At 53.8% G+C, this 14,778-nt stretch carries 12 protein-coding genes and 1 other RNA gene; 4 read left to right on the top strand and 9 right to left on the bottom strand.

Annotation, left to right across the window (positions count from 1 at the left end):
- Positions 1 to 540: 540 nt before the first annotated feature.
- The 3 genes from KHQ23_RS03180 to ffs form a co-directional block, all read right to left on the bottom strand.
- Entirely contained in the window at positions 541 to 3,390 is a 2,850-nt protein-coding gene (locus tag KHQ23_RS03180; RefSeq protein ID WP_134878923.1) for a UvrD-helicase domain-containing protein, read from the bottom strand.
- A 272-nt stretch (positions 3,391 to 3,662) separates the two neighbouring features.
- The gene (locus tag KHQ23_RS03175; RefSeq protein WP_064164823.1) at positions 3,663 to 4,733 is read right to left on the bottom strand and encodes a site-specific integrase; all 1,071 of its coding nucleotides are present in this window, start codon (positions 4,731 to 4,733) and stop codon (positions 3,663 to 3,665) included.
- Positions 4,734 to 4,842: 109 nt separating this feature from the next.
- Positions 4,843 to 4,939, bottom strand: an RNA gene (gene ffs / locus KHQ23_RS03170) — signal recognition particle sRNA small type.
- 240 nt (positions 4,940 to 5,179) lie between these two features.
- On the opposite strand from ffs, the gene KHQ23_RS03165 reads away from it, so the two are divergent.
- Both KHQ23_RS03165 and KHQ23_RS03160 read left to right on the top strand, forming a co-directional pair.
- Complete coding sequence (locus tag KHQ23_RS03165) at positions 5,180 to 5,587, top strand: dTDP-glucose pyrophosphorylase (protein ID WP_004178755.1); 408 nt, start codon at positions 5,180 to 5,182, stop codon at positions 5,585 to 5,587.
- A gap of 67 nt (positions 5,588 to 5,654) precedes the next feature.
- Positions 5,655 to 5,966 carry an MGMT family protein gene (locus tag KHQ23_RS03160; RefSeq protein WP_004142687.1) on the top strand — a complete coding sequence of 104 codons (312 nt, stop codon included), beginning with the start codon at positions 5,655 to 5,657 and terminating at the stop codon, positions 5,964 to 5,966.
- Between the two features lie 36 nt (positions 5,967 to 6,002).
- Here the strand turns inward: KHQ23_RS03160 and KHQ23_RS03155 are convergent, their stop codons facing one another.
- Positions 6,003 to 6,494, bottom strand: a complete 492-nt coding sequence (locus tag KHQ23_RS03155) for a YbaY family lipoprotein (protein WP_002891903.1) — start codon at positions 6,492 to 6,494, stop codon at positions 6,003 to 6,005.
- A gap of 216 nt (positions 6,495 to 6,710) precedes the next feature.
- On the opposite strand from KHQ23_RS03155, the gene tesB reads away from it, so the two are divergent.
- Entirely contained in the window at positions 6,711 to 7,574 is an 864-nt protein-coding gene (gene tesB, locus KHQ23_RS03150; RefSeq protein ID WP_002891899.1) for an acyl-CoA thioesterase II, read from the top strand.
- 54 nt (positions 7,575 to 7,628) lie between these two features.
- On the opposite strand, the gene amtB is transcribed toward tesB, so the two are convergent.
- The 5 genes from amtB to KHQ23_RS03125 all read right to left on the bottom strand — a co-directional run bounded on the left by amtB (position 7,629) and on the right by KHQ23_RS03125 (position 13,576).
- Positions 7,629 to 8,915 (bottom strand): ammonium transporter AmtB, encoded by a 1,287-nt coding sequence (gene amtB, locus KHQ23_RS03145; protein ID WP_004152876.1) that lies wholly within the window; start codon positions 8,913 to 8,915, stop codon positions 7,629 to 7,631.
- 33 nt (positions 8,916 to 8,948) lie between these two features.
- A complete protein-coding gene (gene glnK / locus KHQ23_RS03140) occupies positions 8,949 to 9,287 on the bottom strand; it encodes a P-II family nitrogen regulator (protein WP_002891893.1) in 339 nt (112 codons plus the stop codon).
- A 243-nt stretch (positions 9,288 to 9,530) separates the two neighbouring features.
- Positions 9,531 to 11,309, bottom strand: coding sequence for a SmdB family multidrug efflux ABC transporter permease/ATP-binding protein (locus KHQ23_RS03135; RefSeq protein ID WP_002891880.1), 1,779 nt, complete (start codon positions 11,307 to 11,309; stop codon positions 9,531 to 9,533).
- On the bottom strand, positions 11,302 to 13,074 hold the full coding sequence (locus KHQ23_RS03130; RefSeq protein WP_009485959.1) for a SmdA family multidrug ABC transporter permease/ATP-binding protein: 1,773 nt from the start codon (positions 13,072 to 13,074) through the stop codon (positions 11,302 to 11,304). Before KHQ23_RS03130 ends, KHQ23_RS03135 begins: the two co-directional genes overlap by 8 nt.
- Before the next feature lie 43 nt (positions 13,075 to 13,117).
- Positions 13,118 to 13,576, bottom strand: coding sequence for an Lrp/AsnC family transcriptional regulator (locus KHQ23_RS03125; RefSeq protein WP_002891873.1), 459 nt, complete (start codon positions 13,574 to 13,576; stop codon positions 13,118 to 13,120).
- A gap of 115 nt (positions 13,577 to 13,691) precedes the next feature.
- Between KHQ23_RS03125 and KHQ23_RS03120 the strand changes: the two genes are divergently transcribed.
- Positions 13,692 to 14,744 carry a PLP-dependent cysteine synthase family protein gene (locus KHQ23_RS03120; RefSeq protein ID WP_211776820.1) on the top strand — a complete coding sequence of 351 codons (1,053 nt, stop codon included), beginning with the start codon at positions 13,692 to 13,694 and terminating at the stop codon, positions 14,742 to 14,744.
- The last annotated feature ends 34 nt before the right edge of the window (positions 14,745 to 14,778 follow it).

Below are 14,778 nucleotides of genomic sequence, written 5' to 3'. Positions count from 1 at the left end.
AACTGAATGGTTCATGCGTAACGCGGCGTAACGCCTTGCCTACCAGTGCAGGAAGGGAGCGGGGGTTTTACTTAGAGGGGTAGTGTAATTATATATAACTACCTACCCCCTATAAGTAAAAACGATCCCTTGCCCCCCACCAATAGGTAAGGGACCGAAGCCAGTACTCAGTACCCGCCTCACCAAACCATCCCATCTCATGTACCTGGGTTAACCTGCTGCATCCTCATAAACCTGCACGATGCCCTTCACGCTATCAGTACAGATCCAGTACTGGACAACGTCCTTCAAAGTGCTACATTACCTTTGTTGCACCAAAACGTAATCTCATGATAACTCTACACAATTCAGTACTGGTATGAGTTGGCAGGGCCCCCACCCATTTCAGGGTTAGTACTTGATAGTTAACACTAAAAGTACTGGCACCTTCCCGCCAAAGCTCCAGTGGTACAAAAATTGTGTATCACCTTAGGGCTGCACAATGTCTCTCATGCTCTCCAGACACGGCAATCCAACATAACCCATTGAATTAGATGATTTTTACTTTTTATTGGTATTTTTGCATTGATCGTCTTTGATTCCATAACCTGTGCATCCCCAAAACTCGCCATATTTACCATGACGAAGTTTCATTGGGCGTCCACATATGTCACATATTTTAATCGAGTTACCACATGCAACGTTATTACAGGTACTTGTGTATCTAGAATCAACAGAAGGTGCCCGGCACATTGAACAAACCCTGGCCTTACCAACGCTACACCCGAGTCCTGTACTACATGTGTAGAATTCACCGTAGATACCTTTAATCAACCTTAAGTACCCATCCTCACAGTTAGGGCACTTGAAAATTTTCCTGTACTGCTCTTTAAATGTTGCCGACACAATATTCAGATCGTACTTAGGAGCAAGCAACTCGGTAATGAAACTAGACGGAGCTGTGGGATCAGCAATTATGTACAATTTTTTCTTTGCACGTGTAATACCAACGTACAATAGACGTCTTTCTTCAGAATGAGGATACGAATCCAGAGATGGTAGCAAGGCTTCAATAATAGCTTCATCCTTATTTTCATTAGGGAAACCCTTCCTTCCCTGGAAGAATCCAATAAGAATACAATAATCCGCCTCTAGCCCCTTTGATTTATGAAAGGTCCAAAAGCTAGTGTTTTTTTGTAGCCGAGAATGATTCAACAATTCTTTAGCTTCATTTATCAGGTAGTTATATCGTGCAATGATTGCGATACTACCATTGGCGTCGTTCTCTCTAATCTTCAGAACGATTTCCTTAACTCGCTCATATACTCCTTGCTGTTTCTCAGGTTTACTATCCAGCAAATATATCTGTGACAGATTTACCTTTGCGTGCGTTTCTATGTGCTTCTTATACTGCTCAGGGTTTTCCATTATGAATTGCCCGGCAGTGTTTGCGATACTGTTGTTGTAGCGAAAGGTTTTTTGTAATTTGGTAGCGGTGTAGTTACCGATCATTTCACCAAATCTAGTTGTCAACTCCAACTTACCACCAGAGAAGCGATAAATTGACTGCCAGTCATCCCCTACTACAGTCAGGGATGGTTCAGGTCCTTTCGCTATAATGGCTTTAATGAACTCCATACGTGCCGCTGATATATCTTGGAACTCATCGACCAAGATGTACCGCCACTTAGGGATGTAGTCTTCATTTTCAATTACCTGAATGGCTCGAATAATCATGTCGTCAAAATCAATGGCATTTTGATTTTTGAGCTCTTGAATGTACCCTTGATGTAATGCATCCAATAATGTTGCGGCATTTTTAGGTTGGCTTATACCAGCCCTCTCAAGCCTGTTCGCTATTAACTCTTCCGTCAGCCGCTCAACTCGAATTGCTTGAAGTGCCTTTTTCAATAGGTCACTCCAATCGGCTATACGCCCTTCTTCACGAAGTTTTTTCAACACATCTTCTGATTTTATGGGCTTACATATGATACCTTGCTTCTCCAGTTTAATTTTCAGACTGGAAGTCAGATTCTCTTCAATCCATTCATAATGGAACGTTTCAATCAACGATGTCCCACACTCAGCATGAAGTGCACGCTTGTTACGAATAGCTTCATTGTATTTTGCTGCATCAATGTCTGCCCGAGTGTTCCCCTGACGATCTATACCGAAGTGCTCAATGTAAATATTTGTGTCTTGAATATAAAAATCAGGGCGATAGTCGAAACCAATATCGATACGTCTTTTACTCACATAAGGAGCTTCGTAGGTATAAGCAACCCCATTCATGTACAAAAAATTAGCTATCAGAAGCTCCTGATAACCTTTAACTTTGTCTCCGTTTAAGGTTCTGAACTCATTATCTCGAACATATCTTTCATATTCAGCTTGAGTATTGAAGCCAAAAGGATTTACAGGTTGAGGAAAAAGGCTTATGAAGTTCAGTAAGTTAGCACTATTTGATTCGAGGTATTTTTCTAACCACGAAGTAACCCACTGCTTGAATTTCATTTCGTCTTCAGTAAATTCACTCAAGTAGGTTGGTACACCAGTGTTATGTAGAAGCCACCTGCCTAATGCATGAAAAGTCGATATTTGTGGGAATGATTCTAACTTGATCTGACCTGACTCTGCTTTGTCAACAAGGCGTCCCCTGAGTTCTTCAGCTGCCGCACGGTTATAGGCCAGCACGAGTATTTCTGAAGGGTTAGCTAGGCCACGGTCAATGAGATCAAGAGCCTTAGCAACCATAACAGATGTTTTACCCGTACCTGCTGCTGCCAAAACCATGTTCATATCATTAGACCGCAAGACACCCAAACGTTGTTCGTGAGTCAACGGGTTTGACTCAACCCGGTCGAAGAATGACATTCGTTTTTCAAGCTGGTAATTCTCGTGATATTCACGTAGAACTTCCGCCTGTACTGGGTGGTAGCCGACAATTTTCTTAACTTTTTGTATGGACTCTGATTTTAGACACATATCCCATACATCAGCTTGTGCGTAGTAATACTCACTCAAACTCTTGCAAAGCAGAGAAATGCAACCCATGCGGGTGTCTCTTGGGTACTCATGAATCACATAAGCTTCGAATTCATTGAAGGTTTTAGAAAGATAGTCGTTGATGAATTCGGCAATGGATGCATTGAGGACTTTCAAAAATTCTGCTGAGCCGCTCTTTTGGAGAAATCGATATTTTACGGACTTATTGCCAATATTGAGGACCAAGACCTGACCAAAGATACCATTTTGCAAAGTTGCAAAACCTTTGCATTCACGAAAGGAATCTGATGCGATCGAAATATCATTCTTTGATGCGATCAGGACGTCATTCTGGACAAAAATGCAGTCTCTACCCAACAGCCTACCTATTAAATTTGACGATAACTTGGCTTGGATATCATGCATCAACATCTACTCTCAATGGGCTAGTCATGGGCAGTTTTTCAGTGAACACGAAACAAAAAGTACTACATCGTAAACGAATTTTAAACATGGCTGTAGTAGGCTCATGCTAACCGAGAACACAATGCAGTAATGGCTCCAGACCAGCATCCTGAGTATCTCGAGCCCCATATCAGACTCCCCATCAGCCCCTGAACACTACCTTACATCGAACCTTAAGACACCTGAGCTTCACTTTGTCAACTAGGAGTCCTAGTACCGACCACGGAAGAAAATTAAAGATGCACCAATAACGCATAAAGCCCTGACAAACCAACAGATTTACCATAGCGATTATACGTAATTGAACTGTTTGCATGCCCTAAAAATGCCCCCGCAAACTGTTCTGCAACGCCAGCCGTTTTGAACGCTGTTGCAACATAATGCCTGAGTGAGTGAAATTCAGGTACAGAAATCCTCTTACGGAAACTGCTAAACCAGCGAGTGAAGTAATGGCTGAATGAACCTTTATAAAATGTCAGTTGCGGGAACAGACGAGCCTTTGCCTTCTCTACATACTCAAGGAAACCGTTATAAATCAGTTCTTTGTGCAATGGAATACTTCGTTTACTGCTATCTGTTTTGACTGTTTGCCCTTCCTGACTATCATCAACCACGGCACACCAGATTTCATCGATTTTCTTTATGTCACAACGATATAGCTGACAAATTTCATTAGCTCTCATCCCAGTAAAACGACCTAGCAGAATGATCCATCGTTTCCACTCAGGCAATGAATCCAGGGAAGAAATTAGTCGCTTTATCTGGCTAGCACTGTAACTTTCGCGTTTGCTGGCAGCAGACTCCTTATCCTTCTGCATTAAACCATCGAATGGGTTCTTTACCTCGAAATCCACTCGATTACTTAACCACCTGAAAAAGCCACCAATTTTCTTAACGTACTTATTCTTTGTCGGAATAGATAGATCAAGCCCAGCAATAAACGCTGCCGCCTGGGTTTTACTGGTAGGTTGGTTAGTAAATTTGAAGTAACTATTTAAGCAACGCCGTATAGATGCCGTTTCCCGCTCCCCTACCTCTTTACTTTTGAAAGTAACGTACTGTTCAGACTGATATTTTAATTCATCAAGTCCAGCAAGGATTTGTACATTTTCTGGTGGTACTGAAGTAACCAAGGGAGTTTCAAGCACGGTCCACGGACGATCTACAAAACGTTCAACACGTTTCAAAGCTTCAGTTTTAGACCGTGTGCCTAACGAACGACGATACTCACGGCGTTTACCGCATGGCATGAGATTGACTTTGCGGTAGTACCAAATGCCGTGTCTGGAGAGCATGAGAGACATTGTGCAGCCCTAAGGTGATACACAATTTTTGTACCACTGGAGCTTTGGCGGGAAGGTGCCAGTACTTTTAGTGTTAACTATCAAGTACTAACCCTGAAATGGGTGGGGGCCCTGCCAGCTACATCCCGGCACACACGTCGTCTGCTCTGGCTGCTTCCTTCCGGACCTGACCTGGTAAACAGAGTAGCGTTGCGGGAGAACCAACAGAGCCCCCATTGAGAGCGTTAGTTGCCTAACGCGCTGGCGCATTATCCCTGCTGACCTGGTGAATTGCAAGCTCACACCGTCCGCCTGCTGGTTTATTGCGCAATAACGCGAATAAAACCAGCCACTCACGGTCAGCCTGTGAGATTGCGAGCCCGCGCTCAGCACACATCCGGGTTATCCACCATACTTATCCTCTTCGTCCTCTTTTATCACCAGTACATTGTCTCGACGGTAATCGAATGACTGACTCATCACCACAGACCATCACTCTGCCTTTACCTGCTATTGAAGGGATGACCATCGCCTTTCAGGGCGTAAACTACCTGCGTCCTGAAAAAATGCTCGACTTCGCGACCATCAGTCCCGCGCCGGTGCGGGCGGTTACGCCGCTGGCGCTGCTCTATTCCACCGTCGGCGTGCTGCGCCAGGTGGAGCTACGCAAGCTGCCGGTCTATATCAGCGGTCGGGTGGTGTACCCTATCTCGTCGTTAACCATGCCGGGCCTGCGCGCGAGGCTGATCATCAACGCCACTTCGCAGCGGTTGAAATTTCTTGAGAGTCTCATCGCCAGCTCAGCCTCCGACAATGTCCATGGCATGCAGATCCTCGGCCTCGCTCTGACGTTCACCGTCGAACAGGCCGCCTGACCCAGGCCGGCTGTACAGCTCCTGGCTTAGCGCTTATGCTGACGTTTTGCCGGTAACAGGACAGAAAATGGCTCCGCACGACACATTTCCCCAACGCGTCTGGCACATCGTGGCGTCGATACCGGAAGGGTATGTCACGACCTACGGCGAGGTCGCCCGGCTGGCAGGTTCACCGCGCGCGGCGCGCCAGGTGGGCGGCGTATTGAAGCGCCTGCCGGAAGGGTCCACCCTGCCATGGCATCGGGTGGTCAATCGCCATGGCGATATCTCCCTCACCGGCCCCGATCTACAGCGGCAGCGTCAAGCGCTGCTGGCCGAGGGTGTGCAGGTCTCCGGCAGCGGCCATATCGATCTCCAGCATTATCGCTGGGTTTATTGAAGGCAAAAAAAGCCCCCATCCGGGGGCGTAGCGAGCTTACTGGGCGACAGGAACGGCGGTCTGCTGGACCGGAACCAGCGTCAGGTCGGCATGAGTGCCGCCCTGGTTTATTACCGTCTGCACGGTATCGGTAATAAACATCAACTGACCGTTAACCGTGATCGCCGCGCTTAGCAGAATGCGAGCGTTCGGTTGAATATCTGCCGGGTTGTAAGGCAGCGCAAAGTTAAATGGCGCCTGTTTACCTTCGGTACGCACCGCTTTTTGCGACAATACGCGGGCTGGCGCATCTGCCAGAGAAGCATCCGACAGGGTCACCGTCAGTACCGCATCCGGCGGTAAAGCGATTCTCTGGCGGATATTAATCGTCCCCGTGACGCTCGGCTGCTGCTGCGCCACGCTCAGCGTCGCAATACCGTAAGGGTCGGGCGCGGCCGCCTGCGTCGAAGAATTGTTCGAGTGGTGATTAGCACAGGCGGTCAGCGTCGCGGCGACGGCTAAAGCACTAAACATATAGGCAAATTTCATGATGTTCTCCTTATCATCCCTTAATACCCAGGAGGATGTTCCGCCGCTTCGCCGGCAGGAACTTTCGTGTCGTCAATAAGTGTGGCACAGATCTCAGATTTGTTCCTGTTAACTGGTCGTTATTCAGATTATTACACCCATCGGACCACTTGCGATTCCAGGTTATACTTGGCCACATTACGCGCGCTGCGCCGCTATTGTTAATTGAGGATAAGTATGAGTCAGGCACTCTCTAACCTGCTGGCATTATTAGATCTGGAAAAAATTGAGGAAGGGTTGTTTCGCGGGCAGAGCGAAGACCTGGGGTTACGTCAGGTTTTTGGCGGCCAGGTAGTGGGTCAGGCGCTGTATGCGGCAAAAGAGACCGTGCCCGTTGAGCGTCTGGTTCATTCGTTTCACAGCTACTTTCTTCGCCCCGGCGATAGCCAGAAGCCGATCGTTTACGATGTGGAGGTGCTGCGCGACGGCAACAGCTTCAGCGCCCGTCGGGTCGCCGCCATCCAGAACGGGAAGCCGATTTTCTATATGACCGCCTCCTTCCAGGCGCCAGAGAATGGCTATGAGCATCAGAAAGCAATGCCGGCCGCCCCCTCCCCTGACGGCCTGCCTTCGGAAACCGATATCGCTCGCAAGCTGGCGCATCTCCTGCCGCCGCAGGTGAAAGACAAATTCCTCTGCGATAAACCGCTGGAGATCCGTCCGGTGGAGTTTCATAACCCAATGAAAGGCCATATCGCCGAACCGGTGCGCCAGGTCTGGCTGCGCGCCAACGGCGCCGTCCCTGACGATCTGCGTATTCATCAGTATCTGCTGGGCTATGCTTCAGACTTTAACTTCCTGCCGGTGGCGCTGCAGCCGCACGGCGTTGGTTTCCTTGAGCCCGGCATGCAGGTCGCCACCATCGACCACTCTATGTGGTTCCACCGGCCGTTTAATATTAATGAATGGCTGCTTTATAGCGTCGAAAGCACCTCGGCCTCCAGCGCCCGCGGCTTCGTTCGCGGCGAATTCTACACCCAGGATGGCACGCTGGTTGCCTCAACGGTTCAGGAAGGGGTGATGCGCAACCGCAACGCATAAAAAAAGCCTCCCGGACGGGAGGCTTTTCGCTATCAGGAGAGAATGGCTTTTTTATCAGGCGTTATAGGCGTTTTCGCCATGGCTGTTGACGTCCAGCCCTTCGCGCTCCTGCTCTTCCGGCACGCGCAGCCCGACGGTCATATCCGCCACTTTGTAGCCGATGAACGCCACAACGCCGGACCAGACCACGGTGATGGCGATACTTTCCAGTTGCACCAGCAGTTGATGGCCCATGGTGACGCCTTCCGCATAACCGACGCCGCCCAGAGAAGTCGCCGCGAAGATACCAGTCAGGATACAGCCGACGATGCCGCAGACGCCGTGAACGCCGAAGACGTCGCAAGGATCATCCACACGCAGCCAGCGTTTCAGCGCAGTCACGCCCCAGATACCCGCCAGGCCAGAGGCGATACCGACGATCAGCGCCCCGCCGACACCGATATAACCACACGCCGGCGTAACGCCAACCAGACCGGCAATTGCCCCGGAGCAGGCGCCCAGCAGTGAAGGTTTGCCGCGCAGAGCCCATTCGCCAAAGGTCCACGCCAGGATAGCCGCAGCGGTCGCCACGACGGTGTTAACGAACGCCAGGGCCGCAATTTCATTCGCTGCGCTGGCAGAGCCGGCGTTGAAGCCGAACCAGCCCACGTAGAGGATAGCGGTGCCAGTGAACACCATCGGCAGGTTATGCGGTTTGAACGCTTCTTTGCCGAAGCCCACGCGTTTGCCCATCATATAGGCGCCCACCAGCCCGGCGACCGCGGCGTTGATGTGCACAACGGTGCCGCCGGCGAAGTCCAGCGCGCCATGGGTCGCCAGCAGACCGCCGCCCCAAACCATATGCGCAATCGGCACGTAGGAGAGTGTCATCCACACCACCACGAAGATCAGTACCGCGGAGAAACGAATACGTTCCGCCAGCGCCCCGACAATCAGCCCGACGGTGATGCAGGCGAACGAGCCCTGGAAGGCCACGTGGATATACTGATAGAAGGTGCCCATCAGCGCTTTCAGCTCAATATTTTTCAGCATCACCCAGTCAAAGCTGCCGAAGAAGCTGCCGCCGGTGCCGAAGGCCAGGGTATAGCCATAAATCACCCACAATACGCAGACCAGGCCAAAGGTGACAATCACCTGAGTCAGCATGGACAGAACGTTCTTACCGCGGATCAGGCCGCCGTAAAACAGCGCAATCCCCGGGATAGTCATAAACAGAACCAGCGCGGTGCAAATCATCATAAACGCGTTATCGGCTTTGTCCGCCACCGCAGGCGCGGCCATCGCCAGCCCCGGCAGAAGGGCTAATGCCCCCAGACCCGATTTCATTGTTGCCATTTTCATTGTTTCGTTCCCCATCACTGTGTGGTCTGGAAATTACAGTGCCGCTTCGTCAGCTTCGCCGGTACGGATGCGAATGACGCGCTGCAATTCAGCGACGAAAATTTTGCCGTCGCCAATTTTTCCGGTGTAAGCCGCTTTGCTGATGACATCGATGACTTCATCCAGCTGATCGTCGGCAATCGCCACATCAATCTTCACTTTTGGCAGAAAGTTGACGCTATACTCGGCGCCGCGGTAGAGCTCCGCGTGACCTTTCTGACGGCCAAATCCTTTGACTTCAGTGACCGTCAGGCCCTGAATGCCGATGGAAGACAAAGCTTCACGCACGTCTTCCAGTTTGAATGGTTTGATTACCACGGTAACCAGCTTCATAAGTCCCCTCCAGTCAGTATTCGGTAATGGCCGCAGCTAACACGATGGATATAAAGCAAGGGCTATGCCAGAAATGAAAAAAGGCCGCAAAGCGGCCCTTTGATGGCAAAAAACAGGGGACAGGTCAGGCAATATCCTGCGCAACGGCGCCTGGCGCGCAAAAATGCACCACAACAGTGCATTTGATGTAACGTTTTTGCACCATCGCAGGCCGCCCAGCGTTCCCTGCCTGCTGGTGGTGCATCAGGCGCTGAGCGACTCCTCTCTGGCGCTGGCCGCCAGCTCTTCGCCGGCCAGCTGCAGCTGATACATCTGCCAGTAGCGGCCTTTCGCCGCCAGCAGCTGCTGATGGGTGCCCCGCTCGACAGCCTGACCTCGATGCAGAACCAGGATGGTATCGGCCTCCACAATGGTCGACAGCCGATGGGCAATAACCACGAGGGTGGTATGCTGGCGGACCTTCGCCAGCGCCTGCTGGATCGCCTGCTCGGTACCGGAGTCGATGTTTGCCGTCGCCTCATCCAGAATCAGTACCTGCGGGGTGTCCACCAGCACGCGCGCCAGCGCCAGCAGCTGCTTCTGCCCGACGGAGAGATTATTGCCCTGCTCGCCCAGTTGGGTGTACAGCCCATCGCTCATGCTGCGCGCCACCGCCGCCAGCTGCACCGCCTCCAGCGCTTCCCAAACCTGCGCCTCACTGATGTCCCGGCCCAGCGCGACGTTGGCGTAGAAGGTATCCGCCAGCACTACGGGATCCTGTTGCACCATCGCGATGCCCCGACGCAACGCGCTGTGGCTGAGGGATGCGAGCGGTCGACCATCGATGCGGATCTCGCCGTGGGTTAACGGGTAATAGCCCATCATCAGACTGGCGAGGGTACTCTTTCCGCTGCCGGTATGTCCGACCAGCGCCACGAAGCTGCGGGAGGGAATATCCAGCGTGATATCCTGGAGAACCAGACGGTCCCCCCGGTAAGCAAAGGAGAGATGGTCAATTTCCACCCGACCGCTGCTCAGCGGCGCGTCATCCGTACCCCACGCCTGGCGCGGGCGATCCATCAGCTCGAAAACGCGCTCGCCGGCGACCACCGCCTGCTGCAGCATCGACTGCTGGGTGGTCAGCTCGATAAGCGGCTCGTTAAGGCGTCCAAGATAGCTGATAAACGCGTACAGGACCCCAACCTCGATCGTGCCCACCGCGCTAAAGCCGAACAGCATCAGCAGCCCGCACAGCACCAGCGAGGAAAAAAGGCTCAGCAGCGGGCGCAGCAGAAAACCGTCCAGGCGCAGCGTCTGCATCCGCGCCAGATAGTGGGCATAGCTGGCCTCGCGCATCCGTTCGCCAAAGCGCGCCTGCTGGCGGAACTGCTGGATGACGCCCATGCCGTTGATCACTTCGTTGAAGCCATCGTTGATGTCGGCAAGCCAGGCGCGCACCCGCCGCACGATCGGCGTGCTATAGCGCTGATAGATAATCATCACGATCAGCACCGCCGGGAAAATCGCGATCGCCACCAGCGCCATCCGCCAGTCGAGGCTAAACATCGCCACCAGCATCGCGCCGATCAGCGCTGCGCTGCGCAGTACCGTAGCCACCACCGTCACGTACAGATCGCGAATGACTTCCGTATCGTTGGTTACCCGTGAGATAAGCTGCCCAACCGGCTGGGTATCAAACTCGCTGAGCGGCTGATGCAGGGCGGCATCCATCACGTCGCTGCGCAACTGCTGGACGACGCCGACCGCGGCGCGGTTAAACAGCAGCGACTGGTTATAGTGCAGGAGCGCCGCCAGCAGCTGCAGGCCGATATAGGCTACCGCCAGGCCGGCCACCAGCTTCAGCGGCAGCGTATGTTTCGCCACCATGTTGTCGATGAAATAGCTGATAAGCAGCGGGCCGCTCACTTCCGCCGCCGCCGCAATCCACATCATCGCCACCGCGATGGCCAACGGCTTGCGCCACGGTGAACCATAGGCCAGCAGGCGTTTAAGCGTCGGCCAGAGTTCGGTAAAGCTACGCATCCAGGGCCTCCTCTTGCGTCTGCGGAACCTCGTCGAGCGCGGCCTCCAGCTGCTGATATCGATACATGTCGCGGTACCAGCCGGGCTGCACGGCCAGCGCCTCGTGGCGGCCGCGCTGGGCAATATGCCCATGCTGAAGTACCAAAATTTCACTGGCCTCAGTGAGCGCCGACAGGCGGTGGGCGCTGATAATGACCGTCCGCCCCTCCCCCCACTGGCGCAGGTTATGCAGGATCTGGTGCTCGGTGCGGCCATCCACCGCCGATAAGGCATCGTCGAGGATCAAAATTTCGGCCTCCAGCAGCAGGGCGCGAGCAATCGAGATGCGCTGTTTCTGGCCGCCGGAGAGCATCACGCCGCGCTCGCCCACTTCGGTCTCGTAGCCCTGAGGCAGACGCAGAATGTCGTCATGCACGCTGGCCAGTTGTGCAACCCGCTCAATCTGCGCCTGCGTCGCGTCCGGTTTTCCCAGCGCGATATTATTGGCGACGGTATCGGAGAATAAAAATGGCGTCTGATTGACCACCGCCAACCGGGCGCGCCAGCTGTCGAGCTGCAGAATCGGCAGCGGCAGATCGTGAAAGCGGATCTCGCCGTGAGTGACGTCAAAATGGCGCTGCAGCAGCGCCAGAATGGTGCTTTTGCCGGCGCCCGTCGGCCCGCAGATGCCCAGCATTTGCCCCGGCTGGAGAGTAAAATTTACCTGCTCCAGCGAAGGTTTGCTCGCCTGCGGATAGATGAAATCACGGATAGCAACCTGCAGGACGCCGCGGCCTGCCGGCACCGCCTCGCTCCCGTCATCCACCGCCGGCGCCTCTTCAAGCATCGTGCGGATACGACCATAGGCCGCGCTACCGCGCTCCACGATGTTAAACATCCACGCCAGCGCCAGCATCGGCCAGATCATCAGGCCAAGATACATCACGAAGCTGGTCAGCTGGCCCAGGGTCAGGCTGCCGTGGATCACCATCCAGCTGCCGCCGCCGATGGCCAGCAGGTTAGCGGCCCCGATGGCGATATAGATGGTGGGGTCGAAGCGGGCGTCAATGCGTGCCACGCGCATGTTTTTCGCGCCGGTATCGGCAGCATCGGCAGCAAACTGCGCCGACTGGCGATCCTCCAGCCCAAACGCCTTAATCATGCGGATGCTGGTCAGGCTCTCCTGCGTGCGATCGTTGAGGCTGGAAAAGGCCGCCTGAGCAACGCGAAAACGTTCGTGAAGCGCATCGCCGTTGCGTTTGATCGCCAGGGCCATCAGCGGCATCGGCAGCAGCGCCAGCAGAGTAAGCTGCCAGCTAATCTGCGTCGACATCACAATCAATACCGCACAGCCCATCACCAGGGAATCCACGAGGGTTAATACTCCTTCGCCAGCGGCAAACACCACCCGGTCCACGTCATTGGTGGCGCGGGCGATAAGATCCCCGGTGCGATGGCGCAAATAGAACGCCGGATGCTGGCGGCTCAGTTGCCGGTAAAAATCTTCCCGCAGCTCAACCGCCAACTGGTAAGAAGCACCGAACAACAGCACGCGCCAGACATAGCGCAGCAGGTAGACCATCACCGCGATCAGCACCAGCGCGCCGATCCACATCCACACCTTCTCCGCGGTGTAATGTTGTTGCGTCACGCCGTCGACCACAATGCCCACCACCTTCGGCGGAATAAGCTGCAGGACGGCAATAATGACCAGCAGGGCAATTGCGCCAAGATAGCGGCGCCACTCCCGGCGGAAGTACCAGCTGAGTTGAGCAAATAATCGCAAGCAATAAAATCCTGATTTTGTAATGGGTTACGGCGCAATACCGTTATTCGACAGGCAAGGCGGTGGTATATTTTATCTGTTCCATGGCAAAACTCGAAGTGACATCCGACAGACCGGGCACACTGTTCACTAAACGTTTATAAAAGTCGTCATAGCGTTTCATATCAGCCACCTGCACCCGTAGCAGGTAGTCATACTCCCCCGCCATCCGCCAGAAGCCGAGCACTTCCGCCATCTGCGTCACTTCGCTCACGAACTGACAGTACCAGTCGCTGCTGTGATGCTGGGTCTTGATCAGGACGAACGCCGTCAGCCCCAGCCCCACCTTTTCCGCGTCCAACAGGGCGACGCGCCCGCGGAGAATACCCTCGTCTTCGAGCCGTTTCAGGCGTTTCCAGCAGGGCGTGGTGGTCAGATTAACGGCATCGGCCAGCGCCTGCAAAGAGAGGGTGCAATCTTCCTGCAGTAGCGCCAGCAGCTTACGGTCAATTTTATCTAGCATTGGGCATCCTCAGAGAAAATTTTGCTCTCATAATGGTAATCCACAGGTTAAATGGCAACAATTTTTCCTGCGCTTTCCGCTAAGCTAGGCACAAAATGACAAACAGGAAATCACGATGAATAGCGCCTGGGTTAAACATGCCATTAGCGAAATCAACGCTGACTATCAGCGTTCCGCCGACACGCACCTGATCCGTCTGCCGCTGCCCGCTTTTCCGGGCATCCACCTGTATCTGAAAGATGAAAGCACCCACCCCACCGGCAGCCTGAAGCATCGCCTGGCGCGGTCGCTGTTTCTCTATGGCTTGTGCAACGGCTGGATCAAAGAAGGCACGCCAATTATAGAGTCCTCCTCAGGGTCAACCGCCGTTTCGGAGGCCTATTTCGCCCGCCTGCTGGGGCTGCCGTTTATCGCTGTGATGCCCTCCTGCACCGCCAGACGCAAAATCGAACAGATCGAGTTCTACGGCGGACGCTGCCATTTTGTGCAGAGCGCCGGCGAAATCTACGCGGCTTCCGAAACGCTGGCCCGCGAGCTGAACGGCCATTATATGGATCAGTTTACCTTCGCCGAGCGGGCCACCGACTGGCGCGGCAACAACAATATCGCCGACAGTATTTTCCGCCAGATGAGCCATGAGCCGCACCCGCAGCCGTCATGGATCGTCATGAGCGCCGGCACCGGCGGCACCTCAGCGACCATTGGCCGCTATATTCGCAGCCAGGGCTACGAGACGCAGCTGATGGTCGTTGATCCGCAGAATTCGGTGTTCCTCGATTACTGGCAGACCCGCGACGCCAGCCTGCGCAGCCCGGTCGGCAGCAAAATTCCAGGCATCGGACGGCCGCGCGTCGAGCCGTCGTTTATTCCCGACGTTGTCGATGAGATGCTGCGCGTGCCGGATGCGGCGAGCGTAGCCACCGCCCTGTGGCTGGAAACGCAGCTTGGGCGCAAGGTCGGCGCCTCGACCGGCACCAATATGTGGGGCGTATTGCAGCTGGCCGTGCGGATGCGCGAGGAAGGTCGCACCGGCTCGATAGTGACACTCCTGTGCGACAGCGGCGAGCGTTACCTGGAAAGCTATTACAACCCGCAGTGGGTGGCGGACAATATCGGCGATATTGCGCCCTGGCAGGCGGAGATCGCCGGTCTGGTCGAAAGGCGATAAAAAAAGCCAGATAGAAGCCTATCTGGCTTGCTGG

It is taken from the genome of Klebsiella sp. 64, from assembly GCF_018223915.1.
Lineage (GTDB): Bacteria > Pseudomonadota > Gammaproteobacteria > Enterobacterales > Enterobacteriaceae > Klebsiella > Klebsiella pneumoniae.
This window is presented reverse-complemented; position numbering and strand designations above follow the sequence as displayed.

Bases quoted from the DNA above. Each gene is read 5' to 3' on its own strand.
- KHQ23_RS03180 (WP_134878923.1), bottom strand. From the start codon at position 3,390: ATGCATGATATCCAAGCCAAGTTATCGTCAAATTTAATAGGTAGGCTG.
- KHQ23_RS03175 (WP_064164823.1), bottom strand. From the start codon at position 4,733: ATGTCTCTCATGCTCTCCAGACACGGCATTTGGTACTACCGCAAAGTC.
- KHQ23_RS03165 (WP_004178755.1), top strand. From the start codon at position 5,180: ATGACTGACTCATCACCACAGACCATCACTCTGCCTTTACCTGCTATT.
- KHQ23_RS03160 (WP_004142687.1), top strand. From the start codon at position 5,655: ATGGCTCCGCACGACACATTTCCCCAACGCGTCTGGCACATCGTGGCG.
- KHQ23_RS03155 (WP_002891903.1), bottom strand. From the start codon at position 6,494: ATGAAATTTGCCTATATGTTTAGTGCTTTAGCCGTCGCCGCGACGCTG.
- tesB (WP_002891899.1), top strand. From the start codon at position 6,711: ATGAGTCAGGCACTCTCTAACCTGCTGGCATTATTAGATCTGGAAAAA.
- amtB (WP_004152876.1), bottom strand. From the start codon at position 8,915: ATGAAAATGGCAACAATGAAATCGGGTCTGGGGGCATTAGCCCTTCTG.
- glnK (WP_002891893.1), bottom strand. From the start codon at position 9,287: ATGAAGCTGGTTACCGTGGTAATCAAACCATTCAAACTGGAAGACGTG.
- KHQ23_RS03135 (WP_002891880.1), bottom strand. From the start codon at position 11,309: ATGCGTAGCTTTACCGAACTCTGGCCGACGCTTAAACGCCTGCTGGCC.
- KHQ23_RS03125 (WP_002891873.1), bottom strand. From the start codon at position 13,576: ATGCTAGATAAAATTGACCGTAAGCTGCTGGCGCTACTGCAGGAAGAT.
- KHQ23_RS03120 (WP_211776820.1), top strand. From the start codon at position 13,692: ATGAATAGCGCCTGGGTTAAACATGCCATTAGCGAAATCAACGCTGAC.